This is a genomic window from Bradyrhizobium altum (assembly GCF_020889705.1).
In the GTDB taxonomy this organism is placed as follows: Bacteria; Pseudomonadota; Alphaproteobacteria; order Rhizobiales; family Xanthobacteraceae; genus Bradyrhizobium; species Bradyrhizobium altum.
Window position 1 is genome coordinate 48,397 of the sequence record NZ_JACMYP010000015.1, and the last position, 19,104, is coordinate 67,500.

General features: G+C 62.0%; 19 protein-coding genes and 1 tRNA gene. 10 read left to right on the forward strand and 10 right to left on the reverse strand.

Annotated features, from left to right (window positions below):
* Positions 1-77 precede the first annotated feature (77 nt).
* Together H8B02_RS06980 and H8B02_RS06985 are read left to right on the forward strand one after the other, a co-directional pair.
* Positions 78-1,388: an ABC transporter permease gene (locus H8B02_RS06980; protein WP_229165563.1), complete on the forward strand. Its 1,311-nt coding sequence runs from the start codon at positions 78-80 to the stop codon at positions 1,386-1,388.
* Entirely contained in the window at positions 1,361-2,206 is an 846-nt protein-coding gene (locus H8B02_RS06985; RefSeq protein WP_229165564.1) for an SMP-30/gluconolactonase/LRE family protein, read from the forward strand. The genes H8B02_RS06980 and H8B02_RS06985 overlap by 28 nt, the downstream gene beginning before the upstream one ends.
* A gap of 436 nt (positions 2,207-2,642) precedes the next feature.
* Here H8B02_RS06985 and H8B02_RS06990 read toward each other — a convergent pair whose 3' ends face one another.
* Positions 2,643-3,128: a helix-turn-helix domain-containing protein gene (locus H8B02_RS06990; RefSeq protein WP_229165565.1), complete on the reverse strand. Its 486-nt coding sequence runs from the start codon at positions 3,126-3,128 to the stop codon at positions 2,643-2,645.
* Positions 3,129-3,526: 398 nt separating this feature from the next.
* On the opposite strand from H8B02_RS06990, the gene H8B02_RS06995 reads away from it, so the two are divergent.
* The 3 genes from H8B02_RS06995 to H8B02_RS07005 all read left to right on the forward strand — a co-directional run bounded on the left by H8B02_RS06995 (position 3,527) and on the right by H8B02_RS07005 (position 5,451).
* Positions 3,527-4,156, forward strand: a complete 630-nt coding sequence (locus tag H8B02_RS06995; RefSeq protein ID WP_229165566.1) for a response regulator transcription factor — start codon at positions 3,527-3,529, stop codon at positions 4,154-4,156.
* 83 nt (positions 4,157-4,239) lie between these two features.
* Complete coding sequence (locus tag H8B02_RS07000) at positions 4,240-4,608, forward strand: response regulator (protein WP_229165567.1); 369 nt, start codon at positions 4,240-4,242, stop codon at positions 4,606-4,608.
* A gap of 396 nt (positions 4,609-5,004) precedes the next feature.
* Positions 5,005-5,451 (forward strand): AMP-binding enzyme, encoded by a 447-nt coding sequence (locus tag H8B02_RS07005; RefSeq protein ID WP_229165568.1) that lies wholly within the window; start codon positions 5,005-5,007, stop codon positions 5,449-5,451.
* 137 nt (positions 5,452-5,588) lie between these two features.
* On the opposite strand, the gene H8B02_RS07010 is transcribed toward H8B02_RS07005, so the two are convergent.
* Positions 5,589-5,663, reverse strand: a tRNA-Glu gene (locus H8B02_RS07010).
* Positions 5,664-6,173: 510 nt separating this feature from the next.
* Here H8B02_RS07010 and H8B02_RS07015 point away from each other — a divergent pair.
* From H8B02_RS07015 to H8B02_RS07025, 3 genes are all read left to right on the forward strand, one after another.
* Positions 6,174-6,626, forward strand: a complete 453-nt coding sequence (locus H8B02_RS07015) for a (2Fe-2S)-binding protein (protein ID WP_229165569.1) — start codon at positions 6,174-6,176, stop codon at positions 6,624-6,626.
* Position 6,627: 1 nt separating this feature from the next.
* Complete coding sequence (locus H8B02_RS07020) at positions 6,628-8,943, forward strand: xanthine dehydrogenase family protein molybdopterin-binding subunit (RefSeq protein ID WP_229165570.1); 2,316 nt, start codon at positions 6,628-6,630, stop codon at positions 8,941-8,943.
* Between the two features lie 141 nt (positions 8,944-9,084).
* Positions 9,085-9,357, forward strand: a complete 273-nt coding sequence (locus H8B02_RS07025; RefSeq protein WP_229165571.1) for a hypothetical protein — start codon at positions 9,085-9,087, stop codon at positions 9,355-9,357.
* 157 nt (positions 9,358-9,514) lie between these two features.
* Here H8B02_RS07025 and H8B02_RS07030 read toward each other — a convergent pair whose 3' ends face one another.
* The 3 genes from H8B02_RS07030 to H8B02_RS07040 form a co-directional block, all read right to left on the reverse strand.
* Positions 9,515-11,245, reverse strand: a complete 1,731-nt coding sequence (locus H8B02_RS07030; RefSeq protein WP_229165572.1) for a methanol/ethanol family PQQ-dependent dehydrogenase — start codon at positions 11,243-11,245, stop codon at positions 9,515-9,517.
* Between the two features lie 66 nt (positions 11,246-11,311).
* Entirely contained in the window at positions 11,312-11,959 is a 648-nt protein-coding gene (locus tag H8B02_RS07035; RefSeq protein ID WP_229165573.1) for a QcrA and Rieske domain-containing protein, read from the reverse strand.
* Between the two features lie 126 nt (positions 11,960-12,085).
* On the reverse strand, positions 12,086-12,421 hold the full coding sequence (locus tag H8B02_RS07040; RefSeq protein WP_050402671.1) for a hypothetical protein: 336 nt from the start codon (positions 12,419-12,421) through the stop codon (positions 12,086-12,088).
* 63 nt (positions 12,422-12,484) lie between these two features.
* Between H8B02_RS07040 and H8B02_RS07045 the strand changes: the two genes are divergently transcribed.
* Positions 12,485-13,465, forward strand: a complete 981-nt coding sequence (locus H8B02_RS07045) for an RluA family pseudouridine synthase (RefSeq protein WP_229165580.1) — start codon at positions 12,485-12,487, stop codon at positions 13,463-13,465.
* Between the two features lie 217 nt (positions 13,466-13,682).
* Positions 13,683-14,579: an RNA polymerase sigma factor RpoH gene (rpoH, locus tag H8B02_RS07050; RefSeq protein WP_021077401.1), complete on the forward strand. Its 897-nt coding sequence runs from the start codon at positions 13,683-13,685 to the stop codon at positions 14,577-14,579.
* A gap of 546 nt (positions 14,580-15,125) precedes the next feature.
* Here the strand turns inward: rpoH and H8B02_RS07055 are convergent.
* The 5 genes from H8B02_RS07055 to H8B02_RS07075 form a co-directional block, all read right to left on the reverse strand.
* Entirely contained in the window at positions 15,126-15,731 is a 606-nt protein-coding gene (locus H8B02_RS07055) for a CarD family transcriptional regulator (RefSeq protein ID WP_312000677.1), read from the reverse strand.
* A 114-nt stretch (positions 15,732-15,845) separates the two neighbouring features.
* The gene (locus tag H8B02_RS07060) at positions 15,846-16,052 is read right to left on the reverse strand and encodes a hypothetical protein (protein WP_229165574.1); all 207 of its coding nucleotides are present in this window, start codon (positions 16,050-16,052) and stop codon (positions 15,846-15,848) included.
* A 756-nt stretch (positions 16,053-16,808) separates the two neighbouring features.
* A complete protein-coding gene (locus H8B02_RS07065) occupies positions 16,809-17,189 on the reverse strand; it encodes a hypothetical protein (protein WP_229165575.1) in 381 nt (126 codons plus the stop codon).
* A gap of 209 nt (positions 17,190-17,398) precedes the next feature.
* Positions 17,399-18,169, reverse strand: a complete 771-nt coding sequence (locus H8B02_RS07070) for a L,D-transpeptidase (protein ID WP_229165576.1) — start codon at positions 18,167-18,169, stop codon at positions 17,399-17,401.
* 401 nt (positions 18,170-18,570) lie between these two features.
* On the reverse strand, positions 18,571-19,104 hold a 534-nt coding region (locus H8B02_RS07075), incomplete at its 5' end, for a peptidoglycan recognition protein family protein (RefSeq protein WP_229165577.1).

Below are 19,104 nucleotides of genomic sequence, written 5' to 3' on the forward strand. Positions count from 1 at the left end.
CGCTCGTCCTTTTTCGGCGCCACCGAGTGGGCCGCCAACCACTGCTGTCCTTCGAATAGTTCACGATGTCGACATCGATGAGTCAACTTTCAGTATCCGTCAGGCACTTCTCGCCGCGACTGCTATTGTCCGGCCTGCTCGCGAAGCAGTGGTTCGAGCCCGTGATTCCCTTTACGGTGATGATCGGGTTATGGCTCTATTTCGCGCTGACGATTCCCGACTACGCCACGCTGCAAAACACGTTCTCGCTGCTGCGGCGGTTTTCGGAATTCGGCCTGGTGGCGCTCGCGATGGGATTTTGCCTCATTGGCGGCGGCATCGATCTGAGCGTGGGCGCGATCTTCGCATTCTGCAATTTTTCGGCACTCTACTTTCTAGTGGCGCTCGAACTGCCGCTGTGGCTCGTGATCCCCGCCACATTGGCCGTCGGCGCCGCGCTCGGCAGCATCAACGGCTTTCTGATCGGCGTCCTGAAAACCCGCCCGTTTCTGACAACGCTGGTGACGCTGACCATCCTGCGCGCCTCGGTCAATCTCCTCAATACCAGCTACGCGCAGGTCTTCGCCACCAGCTCGGTCGACAATGACGTCTGGGACTTCCTTGGTGCCGGCAGCGTAATGGGTATTCCGCTCAACGCGGCAACCCTGTTCGTCATTCTCTTGATCTGTCACGTCTTCCTGTCGCGCTCGCGCTATGGCCGTCATCTCACCGCCATCGGGGCCAGCCGCAAGGCGGCGCGGCACGCCGGCATCCGCATCCGGATGATCCTGTTCTTCACCTATGTTCTTTCCGGCGCGCTTTGCGCGGCGGCCGGCATCTTCTACGCTGCGCGCCAATCGAGCACGGATTCCACCACCGGCGTCGGATGGGAGTTTCAGGCACTCACCGCAGCTGTGCTCGGTGGCGTATCGCTCGCCGGCGGCAAGGGCACGGTCTGGCGCGCGATGATTGGCGCATTGATCATTTTCCTCATCATCAATGGTCTCGTGCGCACGGGAATCCCCGGCTACACCACCTCCGCTGTAACCGGGGTCATTCTCCTCCTGGCCGTCGGCATCGATGTCCAATGGTCGAAGAATCGCGGCAGCGCGCTTCAGAAGATCTACGTCAATCCGGCATTCATTGCGCTCTCGCCTGCGCCCTCGGTCCAAGCCGGCTCGAGGACGCCGTACGCGCAGAATGACCGCCTGCTCAACGCGCAAGCCATTGGCCTCGACCAGGTTGTGGGTCCGGAGGACGTCATCCTCGACCGTCAGGACCGCGTCTACGGCTCGACGGGCGACGGCAACATCATCCGCTTCTCGGGTCCGAACTTTGAAAACCGCGAGGTGTTTGCCCATATCGGCGCCGGCCGCTTGGCATGCAGTTCGATCGGGACGAAAACCTGATCGTGGCCGTCGCAGGCATGGGCGTATATGGCGTCAGGCAGGACGGAGAGGTGTTCAAGGTCACCGACGAGACCAACCGTACCTGGTACAAGCTCAACGACGATTCTGGCTTGCGCATGGCCGACGATCTCGACATCGCGCCCGACGGCAAGATCTACTTCAGCGACTGCACCACCCGCTATGAAATGGCAACCCATATCCTTGACATGCTCGAGGCACGCCCGAATGGTCGCATCGTCTGCCACGATCCGGCGACAAAATCGACGCGTACGATCGTCAACCATTTCTATTTCCCGAACGGCATCTGCGTCTCGCACGACGGGCGTTCACTCCTGATCGCCAGCACCACGCTCTGCAAGATCTTTCGTCATTGGCTTGTCGGCCCAAAGCAAGGCAGGACCGAGGTCCTGATCGACAAATTGCCGGGCAACCCAGACAACATCAATCGCGCCTCCGACGGCAACTACTGGATGGCGCTCGTCGGCATTCGCACGCCAACCTTTGACCTCGCCGCGCGAAAACCCGGCTTCCGGCTGCGCATGGTCAAGCAGGTGCCGAGCGACGAGTGGCTCGCGCCATCCCTCAACCACGGCTGCGTGCTGAAGTTCACCGAGAAAGGCGAGACGCTGGAATCCTGGTGGGACGCCACCGGAATTTCGCATTCAACGCTGACCTCGATGCGCGAGCATAAGGGTTATCTCTATCTTGGTGGCCTTCAGAACAATCGCATCGGCCGGATCAAGCTTGATGGTGCCGACGAGCGCTGGACCGGCTACGAGGCTTATTGGGGTACATCCGTTCGCCGCCTGAACGACTAGTGGTGCCGCCGCGTAAGCGGCGGCGGTGGCCTCGTGCCAACCGCTCGCTATGCCCCTACCCCCTTTGAATCAGGGAGCGGCAGCCAGCTGGCTCAATACACGCAGCACGGTTTCAAGATTTCATGATAGATGCCCGGCCATGAACTGGCGCCACCAGATGGTGAAAGACGCATCTGCTGGGTCTTTGAGCTTTGCAGCTGCCACGCTTGCGCGCGACACGCTCGGCTCGTGACATGCACAGGCTAGCTAGCCGCCTCAGAACGATGAACTTCGCATCTCCCGACGCCAGACGTGACGTCGTGCGGATCCGGGAGAAAGACGCTGCGGATTGTCGTCCGTGATTGAGGACCAGCCGCAGGCCAGATCGGATCGCCGGCGTTCTGCCAATGGCAGGCTGCGACCGGGAGAGCCGTACTTCCTCACCACCGGCAGGCGCCTACGGTATCGACCAGCGATAGTCGCGCGGCGACATTCCGACGTGCTGACGGAAACGTCGCGCACAATGGCTCTGATCGGCAAAGCCGGCCGCCAGGGCGATTTCCGAAAGGGACAGGTCCGTGCTCGACAGCATTTCCATTGTTCGCTCGACCCGGCGTCGGATCAGGTAATCATGCGGCGTGAGGCCCACAGACTGCTTGAATGCGCGGACGAAGTAGCACACCGAAAGGTTCGCGAGCCTGGCCAGCGCTTCGACGCTGATCCGCTGCTCGATGTTGGCGTCAATATATTCGCGAAGGCGCCGCAAGACTCTCGGAGACAATCCGCCTCGGACAAAGCCCTGAGCTGGCATGGCAGCGGCGCGATCGCCAATGCCAGCTGTAAGCAACTGTGGCACGGAACGCTCGGGATATCCTTCCGCGATTGAAGGCCGCAACAACAGCATCAAAGGCTCGATTTGTCGTTCGTCCATCGATTTGAGCATGATTCGATTCCTGTTAGATCGCTTGCCGTCGCTCCCGGAGCACGGGAGCGTCCGATCACTTGATGTACACAAAGGTACTTCGTCGTGCAGGTGAGGATGATAAATGCCCTCCGTCGTGCCAATCGTGCCTGGGTCTGGCTACAGCACACGTTGGTATGGGCGAAGCGCAGCAAGGATGATCGATCTGTGAAAAACACGCACGCTTCGTACAAAAGGAGCGATCAGGCGGGCGTATCAAGCATTGCGGCGTGGGCCAATTGTTGCTGCCGGCCGCCGCCGATAATTTTCGCAGCGACAGCTCGGCTCGCCGGCCATACCTTCGTGTGGTGATGCAGAAGTCCGAGCTGTGGTATGGACGATGAAATGGATACTGATCCAGCTGCTGGATGAATTGTGACATGACCCAGGCGTCGGACGAGACCCCCATCGTGCATATCGTCGACGACGACGATTTGCTTCGTTTTGGGCTCGACAGCCTGCTTCGCTCGGTCGGTCTCAGCGCGCGAACCTATGCCTCGACCCATGAATTCCTTAAGGAAGACCGCCTGGATGGCCCCGGTTGCATCGTGCTCGATGTTCGTCTTCCTGGCACCAGCGGGCTCGACTTCCAAGAGGAGCTCGTGGCGTTGGGGATTCGCTTGCCGGTCGTCCTGATGACGGGGCACGGCGACATCCCGATGACGGTGCGCGCCATGAAGGCGGGCGCGGTCGACTTTCTGCCGAAGCCATTTCGCGAGCAGGATATGATCGATGCGGTTACGGTTGCCATCAATCGCGATCGGCTGCGGCGGGCAAGTGAGACCCAGACCGGCGCCGTCGTGGATCGCTATGCGACCCTGTCGCAGCGGGAACGTGAGGTCATGGCTCTGGTGACCAAAGGCAAGATGAACAAACAGATCGCTGCCGAGCTCGGCTTGAGCGAGGTCACAGTCAAGATCCATCGCGGCGCGGCAATGCGGAAGATGGAAGCCCGCTCACTGGCCGACCTAGTTCGCATGGCGGATACCTTGGAGGACAGGACGCGATGAGCGGAAACCTGGACACACTGATCGCGCCAACTCATCCGGCGCCAGCAGGGGTCGCCCGCGGCCGGGCTCGCGAGGGCTGAAACATGGCTGCGGGGCATCTGATTTCGATTATCGACGATGATCCCTCGATGCGCGACGCACTAGCAGGGCTGATCCGGTCGCTGGGATACGATGTTCGTGTCTTCGCGTCGGCCGAAGCCTTTCTGGCGTCCGCCGAACTCGGGCGATTCTCATGCACGATCACCGACATCCAGATGCCGGGCATGAACGGGTTTGAGCTCAAGCGGGAGCTCGCTCTGCGCCGTGAAAGCATTCCCGTCATCATGATCACCGCCCGCGCCGAACCTGATCTCGAGGAAGAAGCCAAGTCGAGCGGGACCACCTGCTTCCTGCGCAAGCCGTTTGACGCAGCGACGCTGGTCGGCTGCCTCGAGCGGGCAATCGGCGGCTAAGGCGGACACAAGTCATATTGCGCCGGCCTGATGGGCAAGCGCGGCCGCCTGCGTGCGCCTCAACCGGCCGTCAATCTGCGCCGGTATCTGATACCAAGACTGCTTCACGCGCCCCAATCGGCTCATTCGTCTCCGGCAAGAAAGAAGCTGCGCTCGAGCATGGCCTTGCAGTAACCTGAAACAAACGTCCTGCTCGCACCATCCCATGGGTGCCGACATCGTCGACCCAAGTGGAGCACCGGTCGCCCCCGGAACGGTCGGTGAGCTTGCGTTGCGGCAAGCCTCAATCGGATGATCAAAAGCCTCTGGAAGACGAACGATACATTCAAAGTTATTGGAGCACTCTCCCGGACCTGTGGGTCCACGGCGATTTCGCCCAAACGCGGAGAGGACGGCTTGTTTTACATTCTCGGCCACTCCGACGACACGATCAAAATATCCGGAAAGCGCATGGGGCCTGCACAGATTGAAGGATTGCTCACGCCCACCGGGAAGGTGTCTGAGGCCGCAGCCGTTGGTGTTGCCGATCCAGTGAAGGGATCAGCGATCGTGTGCGGTTGCGATCCAATACCGGGAATTGAGGGCAATGCAGTCCTGGAAATTGAGCTGACTCAGGCGGCGGTTGAGCGAATGGGCGCTTCCTACCGCCCGCGTCGAATCCTGTTCCTCAATGACCTCCCGCGCACGCGCAAGATGAAGGTAATGCGCCGGGTGCTGCGTGCTTTGCTTGAAGGGAGCGATCTCGGGGATTTGTCGTCTCTGTCTAATCCGAGTCAGTGGCCGCGCTGCGGGACAAGATCGTCGACCTTGCATAGCCTCAACGACGCCACGTTGACGCAATAAACTGTTGGCCCTCCGCAGCCACGCGGTCAAAAAGGCTCATCGGAGGCCCCGAGAAGCTGCAAAACCTCTGCCCGGAAGCAACTTTTAAAGGCGAGAATCCAGCAGAGTTCGCAGTTTTATTCTGAATGGTGGCAAAATGGCGCTCCCTAGGGGAATCGAACCCCTGTTTCAGCCTTGAGAGGGCCGCGTCCTAACCGCTAGACGAAGGGAGCGTTGAGGGGGAAGGCAATAGCCTTGAAATCGGCCTGCCGCAAGATGGCTTGTGCGTTGCGGCGGGGATTTTGTCACCCATGCTTACCGCGCCGTGCCGGCGATTTCGGCACCGGAGCAGCCCTGGAACGCCCCCTGCGCCCTGCGGGCCTCAGCGCGCCGCACCCGCACAGACCAGCGATGCGGCCGCGCCGCGCGCATGATGGCCACCTCCGGATGTCATGTCTGCATCGTGCACGGCCCTGCTTTCGCCAAACGGAAATGCAAAACACCTGGCTGTGAAGTCACCCGACGGCCTGCCTCTGCTAACATCGCCGCTCTTCACCATGCCGCGCCGGGCAAGGCGCTCGAGACGCGAGAGGAGTGCTTGGAACAAAGCGCAAGCCCGCAGGCACGACAATTTGGCTCACGAAATATCTTGGCAAAAACAAACATCAACGCGGCCGCAGGCCATGGAAGACGTTCCGCCCTGCCCGCACCGGTCAATAGCTTAAGCAGAGCGAGGACAGACCATGATCAAACTAAAAATCAACGGCCAGGAACAGAATTGGGACGGCGACCCGGATCTTTCGCTGCTGTGGTATCTGCGTGACGAAGCCGGCCTCACCGGCACCAAGTACGGCTGCGGCCAGGCGCTGTGCGGCGCCTGCACCGTGGTCATCGACAAGGAGGCGGTGCGCGCCTGCATCACCTCGGTCTCCGACGTCGCCGGCCGCGAGGTCACCACCATCGAGGGGCTGCACCCGACCGGCGACCATCCGGTGCAGAAGGCGTGGCGCCAGGTCAATGTTCCGCAGTGCGGCTACTGCCAGGCCGGCCAGATCATGCAGGCCGCGGCGCTGCTGGACCAGAACCCGAAGCCCAACCACGACCAGATCCGCGAAGCCATGTCGGGCAACATCTGCCGCTGCGGTTGCTACCAGCGGATCGAGAATGCCGTCCATCTCGCATCGACGGGGGTGTGACATGAACATCCGCACCAATCCGAACAGACTTCGCGGCTTCGAGAAGCACGTGAAGGTCGAGAATCTTTCGCGCCGCAGCATCCTCAAGGGTCTCGGCATCGCCGGCTCTTTCGTGCTCGCCGCGCCCGTGATGACACGGCAGGCGTTCGCCTATGAGACCGGCGCGGGCAAGATGCCGCACGGCGTCGTGGTCGATCCGCGCGTGTTCGTCGCGATCGCCCCCGACGGCGTCGTCACCATCCTGGCGCACCGCGCCGAGATGGGCACCGGCGTGCGCACCAGCCTGCCCTTGATCGTCGCCGAGGAAATGGAGGCCGACTGGTCGCGCGTCCATGTCCAGCAGGCGCATGGCGACGAGGTCAAGTTCGGCAACCAGGACACCGACGGCTCGCGCAGCACGCGGCACTATCTGATCCCGATGCGCCAGATCGGCGCCTCCGCGCGTTCGATGTTGGAAGCCGCCGCCGCCAAGAAATGGGGCGTGCCGGTGACCGAGGTGAAGGCGCAGAACCATGAGGTTGTGCACACCTCAAGTGGCCGCAAGATCGGCTTCGGCGATCTCGCCGCCGATGCCGCCAAGGAGTCGGTGCCGAGCGTTGAAGGTCTCAAGCTGAAGGATCCGAAGGACTTCCGCTATCTCGGCAAGGGCCAGGTCTCGATCGTCGACCTGCACGACATCACCACCGGCAAGGCGCATTACGGCGCCGATACCCGCCTGCCCGGCCTGAAATATGCGGTCATCGCCCGCCCGCCGGTCACCGGCGGCAAGGTCAAGTCGTTCGATGACAGCGCGGCGATGAAGGTGCCCGGCGTCGAGAAGGTCATGGAGGTCAAAGGCTGGCCGTGGCCGTCCAAGTTCCAGCCGCTCGGCGGCGTGGCCGTGATCGCGCGCAACACCGGCGCTGCGATCAAGGGCCGCGACGCGCTGAAAATCGTCTGGGATGACGGCGCCAACGCCAAATACGACTCGGTGACCTATCGTGCGTCGCTCGAGGAAGCCGCGCGCAAGCCGGGCCTCATCGTGCGCAAGGAAGGCGACGTCGATGCGGCCCTGAAGAGTGCCGACAAGGTGATCGTCGGCGAATACTATCTGCCGCATCTCGCCCATGTCAGCATGGAGCCGCCGGTCGCGGTGGCCGACGTCAAGGGCGACAAGGCCGAGATCTGGGCGCCCGTGCAGAGTCCCGGTGGCACCCGCGAGGATGTCGCCAAGACCCTCGGCATCCCCGAGGACAATGTCACCGTCAACGTGACGCTGCTCGGCGGCGGCTTCGGCCGCAAGTCGAAATGCGATTTCGCGCTCGAGGCGGCGTTGCTGTCGAAGGAACTCGGCGCGCCGGTCAAGGTGCAGTGGACCCGTGAGGACGACGTCCATCACGACTTCCTGCATACCGTCTCCGTGGAACGGATCGAGGCCGGTCTCGACAAGAGCGGCAAGGTGATTGCGTGGCGGCACCGCAGCGTGGCGCCGACCATCGCCTCGACCTTCGCCGCCGGCGCCAACCACGAAGCGCCGTTCGAGCTCGGTATGGGCCTGATCGACAATCCGTTCGAGATCGCCAATCTGCAATGCGAGAATCCGGAAGCGGCCGCGTTCACGCGCATCGGCTGGTTCCGCTCGGTCTCCAACATCCCGCGTGCCTTCGCGGTGCAATCCATGGTCGGGGAAATCGCGCATGCGACGGGCCGCGACCAGAAGGACATGCTGCTGGAACTGATCGGAAGCCCGCGGATCGTCAACCTGTCCTCGGTGAAGGATCCCTGGAACTACGGCGAGCCCTATGACAGCTACCCGATCGACACCGCGCGGCTGCGCAAGGTGGTCGAACTGGTCGCCGAGAAGGGCGAGTGGGGCCGTACCGTGCCGAAAGGCCATGGTCTCGGCATCGCCGTGCATCGTTCCTTCGTCAGCTACATCGCGACCATCGTCGAGGTGGCTGTTGACGACAAGGGCAAGCTCACGGTGCCGCGGGTCGACACCGCGATCGATTGCGGCACCTACGTCAACCCGGAGCGGATCGCCTCGCAGATCGAAGGCGCCGCGATCATGGGGCTCAGCCTCGCCAAATATGGCGAGATCAGCTTCAAGGACGGCAAGGTGCAGCAGAGCAATTTCGACGACTTCCCGGTGATCCGGATCGACGAGTCGCCTGCGATCACCAACGTCTACATCGTGCCGCCCGGGGCAGACACTCCGCCCAGCGGCGTCGGCGAGCCCGGCGTGCCGCCGTTCGCACCGGCCCTGAGCAACGCGATCTTTGCCGCCACCGGAAAGCGCATTCGGGCGCTTCCGATCGGCAAGCAGCTGGAGACCTGAGGCAGGAACGTTAGCTGAAGCGGGCCGTTCTCATCGATCCGAGGCATGATCCGGAAAAGTGCGAAGCGGTTTTCCGAGAAGATCATGCCCCAGCAAATCAGCTAAAGCGCGATCTAGATCGCGCTTTAGAGGAGCAGATCGATGAGAACCCCACCTCGAAAATTCCAGACGCTCGCAGCGATCTTGTCCGCGGGCATCTTGCTTTTTGCGACACAGACAGCGTTTGCGCAGAGCACCTCGCCGCCGAGCACGACCGCGACGCGTCCAGCGAAAGTGCTGCCCGACCAGACCTCGGTTCCGAGCAGCGGCCCACCTTCGACCACCGGCCAAACCACAGGCGAGGCCACCCGTGATCCCACGATCAAGAAGATGAACGAGGACGAGAAGCAGAAGGTCGATACCAAGGGCAAGTAGCGCATGATCCGGAAGGATCATGCTGAAAGCCAAGGCGGACCGGGAAGCGGCGGTCTCCCCAACCGCCGCTTCCCGATCGCATCGCCCCCTATCGGTGAGAAGCGCTTTCTGGAGCCTCGGCTCTGCTTCAATAGAACCAAAGCTCCGATCGCGTGCCTTACTTCTTGTCGAGCGCGAACACCCAGATCACGCCGCCTTGCGGGACGTTGTTCTCGAAGCCCGCAACCTTACCGGCGAGCGCATCCTGGATGCGCTGCGCGTCGACGCCCCAGCCCGACTGGACCGCGATGTATTGCGTTCCATCGACCTCATAGGACATCGGCATCGCCATGATGCCGGAGTTGGTCTTCTGCTCCCACAACAGCTCGCCGGTCTTGGCGTTGAAGATGCGGAACATCCGGTCATTGGTGCCGCCAGCGAGAACCAGGTCGCCCGCGGTCGCCGTCACCGAGCCGAACAGCTGCGAAGTCTTGAAGTCGTGCTGCCAGACCTTCTTGCCGGTGGCCGGATCCCACGCCTGCAACTCGCCGAAATGATCGGCGTTCGGTGCCGGCGTTAGCCCGATGTCCTCCGGCTTGGTGCCGAGCCAGAGCTGGCCGGGAACCAAGGGCTGCTTCTCGCCCGTGAAGCCGCCGCAGAAGTTCTCGTTGGCGGGAACGTAGACGAGCTTGGTGCTCTGGCTGTACGCCGCCGACGGCCAGTCCTTGCCGCCCCACAGCGACGGGCAGAACTCGACCCGCTTGCCGATCACCGGCTTGTGCTCGGGATCGACGATCGGCCGGCCGGTCTCGGCCTCGATGCCCTTCCAGACATTGGTCTTCACGAACGGCCAGCCGGACACGTAGTTGATCTTGTCGGGCTTGTTCTCGAGCACCCAGAAGATCGCGTCGCGTCCCGGGTGGATCAGGCTCTTGAACGAGCGTCCGTCACGCTGCAGGTCGACCAGCATCGGCGCATCGACCTCGTCCCAGTCCCAGGAATCGTTCTGGTGATACTGGAAGTGCTTCTTGATCTTGCCCGTCTCGGGATCGAGGCCGATCACCGAGCTCGTGTAGAGGTTGTCGCCGGCGTGAGCCGAGCCCGGCCACGGCGCAGCGTTGCCGACGCCCCAAAGGATCGTCTTGTTGTCCTTGTCGTAGGTGCCGGTCATCCAGGCCGATCCACCGCCCGACTTCCAGTCGTCGCCGCTCCAGGTCTCGTGCCCGGGCTCGCCTTCGCCGGGGATGGTGAAGGTGCGCCAGAGCTCTTTGCCGCTCTCGGCATCGTAGGCGACGACATAGCCGCGCACGCCGAACTCACCGCCGGAGCCGCCGACGATCACCTTGCCGTCGACCACCAGCGGCATCAGCGTCAGATACTGACCCTTCTTGTAGTCCTGGACCTTGGTGTCCCAGACCACCTTGCCGGTCTTGGCGTCGAGCGCGACGACATGGTCGTCGGTGGTAGCGAAGTAGACCTTGTCCTGCCACAGGCCGACGCCACGGCTGGTCGGATGCAGCTGGAACAGATCGTCGGGAAGCTGCCGCTTGTAGCGCCAGTATTCCTCGCCGGTCTTGGCGTTGAGCGCGATCACCTGCCCCATCGGGGTCGCGGCGAACATCACGCCATTGTTGACGATCGGCGGCGCCTCATGGCCCTCGATGACGCCGGTCGAGAAAGTCCAGACCGCCTTGAGGTCCTTGACGTTGGAGGTGTTGATCTGGTTGAGCGGACTGTACCCCTGTCCGTCATAGGTCCGGCGATACAGCATCCAGTTGCCGGGTTCGGGATTTTCGAGACGCGCAGAGGTGACGGAACTGTAGTTTTCGATCGACCCTGCGACGGCGTAGGTCGAAATGAGGCACGTGAATGCGACACAACTCGACAGTAACCACTGCTTGCTTGTCATGAGATGCTACCTCCCTGCTCTGTTTTGTTTTTTCAGCTTAGGTCATGCAGAAATCCCGATGTGGCCTCATCCTCCCTGCTGAGCACCCACCTTTCCGACGAATGGCGCTGCGACCGTGATCGCGCCGTCGGCAACCGTCAGCGGCAATGCCGCGAGGCGACGTGGCGCCGGCCCGAACACGACCTGCGCATTCTGCCGCGGATCGTATTCGGAGTTGTGACAGAGGCATTTCAGAACGTTCTTGTCGCCCTGCTCTTCCTTCAACCAGGCAGTGATCGGACATCCGGCATGCGTGCAGATGACCGAGTAGCAGACGATGCCGTCAGGCGCGCGGGCGCGCGTGGCATCGTCGAGTTCGCTCGGATCGAGCTTGACGAGCACGACCTCGTTGAGCCGCGAGCCCTTGCGGACGACCGAGGTCTTCGGGTCCTGCGGCCAGGCGCGAATGGGCGGTCCGCCGAGTTTCAGATCATCCGACTTGATGACCTGGCCGGCCTTGTCGCCTTCGGCGCGCACCAGCACGTCGGCTTTTTGCGGTCGCTCACTGGCGCCGGGCTGGTCTTCATCGTCGGCGGCTGCGGGTTCGATCGCGGCGAGACAGGCGCAGCCCGCAAGCGCGGTCAACACCGCGCGACGCGTCGGGTCCGCGCACGAACCCGATGCATCGGATTCAACTCTCTGTTCGACGGAAGCGCTGGGGTTGGACTCCGACATGGCGCAAGCTGAGCGTGCAACTCAGCCGAAAAGATGGCGGCACACATTCTCGATGCGCGAACGCATGCGCAAAAAATACGCTGCAGCTTTTGGTTGATCGACCGCGCCGCTTCGCGATTGCTTCGATCAGGGCTCGTTGACGAAGCTCAGCCTGCCGACAGGTTTCAGTGTCTTTGCATCAAATGTGCGGATCTCTGTTGCACCGCCTATATCAAGCGTGAGGACCAGCCGTTCGCCGGCGACGCCGGTTGCGACGATACGGGCGCCTTTCGGCAGCGCAGCAGTGACGTCGGAGACGGAAACGGGGCTTCCCTCGCTGCGATAAAGGCGGTAGCCGATGGCAATCAACACGACGGCCACGGCCAAGGCCGAGGTCAGGCCCGCGATCAGCATCATGCGCCGCACCCGCGCGATCAGCGCGGCCTGGTCGGGGGTCGGTTCGGTCACAGCGGTGTCGGTCATCACAAGGCTCTATCTTTGCAACAGGTCGATTTGAATCAGGTCTCTTCGAATGGCGGTCGGAAGCTGGAGGTCATCGTCGCAGGCGACGAGGGCTCGGCCCGGCTTGACCGCGTGCTCGCACAGCGCACTGCGGAGCTGTCGCGGTCCCGGCTGAAGGCGCTGATCCTCGCCGGTTCCGTGGCCGTCAAGGACGCCGTCGTGCGCGACCCCGCTTATCATGTCGCCAAGGGCGATACGATCATAATCGACGTGCCGGAGGCCGTGCCCGCCGAGCCTCAGGGCGAGGACATCGCGCTCGATATCGTGTTCGAGGACGACGACATCATCGTCATCAACAAGCCGAGGGGCCTTGTCGTGCATCCCGCGGCCGGCCACGCCACGGGAACGCTGGTCAACGCGCTGATCGCGCATTGCGGCTCGAGCCTGTCGGGTATCGGCGGGGTCAAGCGGCCGGGCATCGTGCACCGCCTCGACAAGGACACCACGGGGCTGATGGTGGTTGCCAAGAACGACCACGCCCATCAGTCGCTGACCGCGCAGTTCGCCGACCATGGCCGCACCGGCCCGATGCAGCGCGGCTACATGGCGTTTGCCTGGGGCGTGCCGAACCGGCCCCACGGCACCATCGACGCGCCGATCGACCGCCATCCCCATGCCCGCGAGAAAATGGCGGTCCGCCAGACCGGCCGCGAGGCGATCACCCATTTCGAGGTGCGAGAGAGCTTTGCCGGCCGCGACGGCAAGCCGGTCGCCTCGCTGCTGGCCTGCCGGCTCGAGACCGGGCGGACCCATCAGATCCGGGTGCACCTTGCCCATCTCGGCCATCCCCTGATGGGCGACAGCGTTTACGGCGCCCACTTCAAGACCAAGGCCGGGCAGCTCAGCGTGGAAGGTAAGGACGCACTCACCGCGCTCGACCGCCAGGCCCTTCACGCCTATCTGCTGGCTTTGGAACACCCCCGGACCGGGGAACTTTTGCACTGGGAGTCGGCTTTGCCGGAGGATTTGCTTCTCCTGCAGCGGGCGTTGGCAGCGGCGGTATGACGCACCCCTCCCGGAAAAGCCACGTCATGACAACAGGTTATACCTGCCACACGGGGACGTGACGTCAGCAATCCTTCCCTATCACGGACAGTTTGGTGTATGTTGCACCTGCGTTGAATATCCAACGCGGAACATCGCAGCATGGCCGGCTTTAACCCAGCGGCCACCTGCCGGGCCCGCCGCTATCGGGGGCCTGAACCACTGGAGGGCGCAAGTAATGGCCCGTACAGCTACGTTGCCGGTCCTCAATGGAGAATCCGGCCTCTCTCGATACCTCGCCGAGATCCGCAAGTTCCCCATGCTGGAGCCCCAGCAGGAGTACATGCTCGCCAAGCGTTGGCGCGAGCATGACGATCGCGACGCGGCGCATAAGCTTGTCACCAGCCATCTCAGGCTCGTGGCCAAGATTGCCATGGGCTATCGCGGCTACGGCTTGCCGATCTCCGAGGTCGTCTCGGAAGGCAATGTCGGCCTGATGCAGGCGGTGAAGCGATTCGAGCCCGAGAAGGGCTTCCGTCTCGCCACATACGCCATGTGGTGGATCAAGGCATCAATACAAGAGTACATTCTGCGTTCCTGGTCGCTCGTGAAGATGGGCACCACCGCGAACCAGAAGAAGCTGTTCTTCAACCTGCGCAAGGCGAAGAGCAAGATCTCGGCGCTGGAAGAGGGTGATCTCCACCCCGACCAGGTGAAGCTGATTGCCAAGCGCCTCGGCGTGACCGATCAGGACGTGGTCGACATGAACCGCCGCCTCGGCGGTGACGCGTCGCTCAACGCCCCGATCCGCGACGACGGCGAAGCCGGCGAATGGCAGGACTGGCTGGTCGACAACTCGCCCAACGCCGAAGCCTTGATGGCCGAGAGCGAAGAGTTCGATCATCGCCGCCAGGCCCTGAACGGTGCGATCGGCGTGCTCAATCCGCGCGAACGCCGCATCTTCGAGGCGCGGCGTCTGGCCGATGAGCCGATGACGCTGGAAGACCTCGCCGCCGAGTTCGGCGTGTCGCGCGAGCGCGTGCGGCAGATCGAGGTCCGCGCCTTCGAAAAGGTGCAGTCGGCCGTCAAGGGCACGATCGCCCGGCAGGAAGCCGCTCTCGAAGCCGCGCACTAATCGCGCGGCGGCAAGCCAACAGACACGAAAGCCGGCGGCAACGCCGGCTTTTTTGTTTTTGTCTGTAGGGTGGGTGGCGCGAAGCGATACGCATCATCCTGCCGCGCTCTTGGCTATGTCGGCAAGGGGGAAAATGCTGACATGCAGGTGGTGCCGGCGCGCTGGCGCTTCGAAGGCAGCACAGGTCGCGTCTCACGATCGCCCCGCTACCCCTTCTGGGTAAGCAACGTTTGCAGGACAACGCAGTTTTCTATTCGTCAGGTTACATCCTGGGGCTAGAGCCAACGCTGCCCGTGTGTATTTTAAGCGGGCGGCGTTGTGCCCTGGTCGTAACCGGTGTGCGGCAAGGTGGACCGGTCGAGACAAGGCTCGACAAGTGAGAAGCGATCAGCATCGCGAAGCTTGTCTCGTGTGATGAGCGCGTGAATGCCGGAAGTATCGCGGAGCCATGAGCCGCCTCGCCGCTAAGCTCCAGCGCACTCCCAAGCCCCGGCGGACCGTCTCGCTGAAGATTCGCCAGAAGCGTCCCGATCTCCACAGACTGCTCTAAGCGCCTCGCCTTGCCTCAGTCATCATCAGACTTTCAAGCTCTCTGACGGCCGCTTCTTCGGTGACGCCGTCGACAACGGCAACCTCTCCCGAAAGGCGCTCGAGTGCAGCCGTATAGAGCTGTCGTTCGCTGTAGCTTTGGCTGGAATTCAACTCCGGCCGATAGAGATCGCGCATCGCTTCTGCGATGGCGAGAATATCGCCCGACTTGATCTTGCTCTCATATTCCTGAGCAAGCCGGGACCAATTGCCACGCGCTCTGCGAGGCGCTTGACGCAAGATACTTCGCGCGTGCTGGATGGCAGCCGGATCGGAAAGCTCACGCATCCCGACGCTTGCCGCCTTTCTTGTAGGAACTCGCAGCGTCATTTTGGTTTTCGCGAAATAGACGACAAAGAACTCAAGCTGAGCTCCCGCCACCGCCTGTTCCTCGATCGCGACAATCTGGCCGACGCCGTGAGCCGGGTACACGATCAGATCAGTTGCCTTGAATCCAAAGCGCGTCTCGATGCAACGGCTCCCACTCGTTTGATCGACGGAGGGTACCGGTATGGAATGCGCAGGATTCGAACGATTGGATTGCGATTGACCGCTAAAATTCATCTCGCGATTTACCCCGCAGCTCGAGGAATTGGCTCCACTGCCATTTCCCGCTGTGATCAATCAGTACGTCAGACCCAAAATGCTGGACTCAAAATCATTAATTGCGATCCCTCACTAATAGGCCGCGAGCGAGAGCGCCGCCACGAGAAATGCGATCAGCTGACATTCCCTTCGATAGCTGTGGTTTCTTGGCAACTTGTTCCCTATCGAGGAATCAACGGATCTCCTTTGGGTCAAAAGACGACGCCCGGTGGCAGCTTCAGAAATCTGCTGCCGGCGATAGTTCTTGCGCCGCAAGACTTCCAGAAAAATGAAGGCCAATCAAAACGTCCGCCCGGAGTGTCACCTGTTACTTGCAGCCGCGGCAAATCGTAAGCTTGCCCTTTAGCTTGTCATCGTCGCCGGGATCGACCGATTGGTGGTCAGAGACACGATCAGCTTCTTGATCGAGCGCGGGATGCTTTGCCCGGTGCGACTTGACGGGTCGCGTCGGCCGGTTTGACGTGTCGTCCTCGATGCCGACGCTAAAACCATCGTAATCGGGGACAGGTCTAGCCGACGGCCGCGACCTGTCGATCACTTGTGCCTGCGAAACGCTGTCGGGCTCTAACGGCGTGTGCTCGACAGTGGCAGATCGTGGGGCAGTCGGGCGTGGCGGCAAATCTTTAGCCGCACGGGGCGCCGAATTCTTAGCGGTCGCCGGCGATGGCCAGACGCTGTTGGTTGCGGCCGTAGATGCCGTTCCCTCATTCGACGGCGGCGGCGCAATCGAAAGCGGAGGAGAAAGCGAGGTCTGACATCTCGCGCCGTCTTGTGACCAAACTCCCGCCGCCAACAAACCAAGGGCAAACAGTGTTGCGTTCTTCATAACCCGTCCTGCAAATCATTTGGAATGAAGACATTGATCACGTGGCTCCGATCGCCACGCTTCGGCAAAAATTGCATATCTGACATGGCGATCAAAATTGACGAAAGTGGGGAGCCGTGGGCGGATACATGCGTGCTTCGGCCCACCCTCGCTGCTCGCCCGAGGCGCTCCTGGCCATGTCGGCCAAGGGCCAGAAGCAGCCGCTCTGCCTATCGGGTTGAGGGCGTCCCCTCGCTCGGTGGACACTCCCGATAGCCGAAGCGCTCGATCAGCACGTGACCTTCCAGCGTATGGAATGCATCGCTATCCATATGATGGCCTTCGAGCAGATAGCGCCGCAATCCTTCGTCATACTGGGAAAGTAGCGCACGGCTCGCACGCGTTTCGGGACCGGTGCGGTTTTCCGCGAGGTCATGGCCAGCGTGAAACATCAGTTGAGCATCGCGCTGAACACAGACATTTCGGATGCCAAGGAACAGCGTGCAAGCTGATTTGCAAATTCCTTCGATGCGAAATTCATCGCCGCTCGCGTTGTATTGACCAACGATCTTCAAGAAGTCCGGAATGTAACCACCGTCGGCAAACGGCACGGACGACCCTGCCGACCACGCAGGGGAAGCCAAAGCGCACAGTATCGCGGCACAAATCCAAACCATCGAAGCATCGAGCGCCCCCAAGTTCGATGACCACCCACAGCCTGATCGAACGCGATAGAGCAACGAATGTCGGCGTCGGGTCAAAAGCCGCTCATAGCGACCGAACCGGGGGACTTCCAGTCCAAGCCGGAGAGCCGAACGTTTCATTTTTCGGCTAGGATGGGGGCAGCTTGTGCCGGAAGCACGATCACCTTCGCTCCGATCTTCACCCGATCGTAGAGGTCCACGACGTCCTCATTGGTCAGCCGGATACAGCCGGACGAAACCCGCTTCCCAATCGTATCGGGCTTGTTGGTGCCGTGAATTCGATATTCGGTATCGCCCAGATACATCGCCCGGGCGCCGAGCGGATTGCCGGGCCCCCCTGCCATAAACCGCGGCAGATATGGCTGGCGCGAAATCATCTCTGCCGGCGGACGCCAGTCCGGCCATTCTGTCTTGCGGGCCACGGTCTGTTCACCGGACCATGTGAAACCTTCGCGGCCAACGCCGATGCCGTAGCGCATCGCCTGCCCGTCGTTCAGAACGAGATAAAGGAATGTGTTTCCGGTATCGATGACGACGGTGCCCGGCGTCTGGTGGCTGGCGTAATCAACCACCTGCCGAACAAATCTTCCGGGAGCGTCAGCGGCTTTTGGTGTTTCGATCCGGGGCGCGGGCGCAGGAACCGGGATTGGAACCGGAGCTGGCGCCGGAGCCTGAACCGGCGCCGATACGTGAACAGGAGTCGATGGCGTAGGACTAGATGGCGTCGGGACCTGATGCGCGGCTTGCTTCCGTATCGGTTGAACGCTCGCCGGCTGCCATAGCAAACCGTACCCCAATGCGGCAGCCGCCACGGCGCCAATTGCAACTCTTCCGATCACCGGCAGCGCGAGCGCCTCAGTCTTCCTACGTTTGGCCCGCTTTGCCATGTCTTTCCCCCGATCCCTGTGCTTCCAACAGGTACCCAGCAAATTTTAACAAGCTTCGAAGCGATTTCGTTCAGGCTGGAAATCGTCAAGCGTCGTTAACGCCAGCTCTTGTTCCGCAAAGGTAGAGGAGCGATCGACATCCAGGCAGTCTGTAGAATGGGTGGAGCGCAGCGATACCCATCATCCCACCGCGCAGCACAAGGTCGATGGATATCGCTTCGCTCCACCCATCCTACGAAGCTGTCGTCCTCTGAAAGCGGGGGACCCCGTACGCCGCGGCGGTCGAGAGAGGACGCACAATAACTGCCGCCTCTGGAATACTGGATCGCCCGGTCGAAGCCGGGCGATGACAGCTGTTTGCTAGCCCGAGCGTCCTCGTCCACACATGACGCGTACGCGCCCTACTCGCCCCACTGCCGCGCCATCGTCGCGAGCGCGCAGCCCTCGCAATAGCGGGCATCCTTGAAGTCGATCCAGTTGTGCGCGTAGACGCGCTCCAGCGGGATGCCGTAACGCGCGCGCAGCAGCTTCACCAGAACGCGCCAGGCGGCGATCTGCGCATCGGTCGGTCCCTTGGTGACGTCGGGATAGTTGCCGGCGAACTCGACGCCGATCGAGGTGTCCTTGTTCACCTGGCGATAGGTCTTGCTGTTGTCGATATACTTGTTGTCGTTGCGGTCGGCGCCATCGGTATGGGTCGGGACCAGATTGTCGGCGACCGCCCAATAGACCGTGCCGTCGGTCTCAACCCAAACCATCACGCCGCGGCGGGTCGGGTTCTTGTGCTGCTCGGCGGCGCCATTTCGTGCCGAGCCGGCCGGGCCTTCGGTCTGGTGCACGATGATGTTGCGCCACGGGTGGGATTTGGCGACGTCGCCCCAAGGCGACAGCCACACCATCTTCAACCCGGGAATCTCGGGCGTGCCCTGCGATCG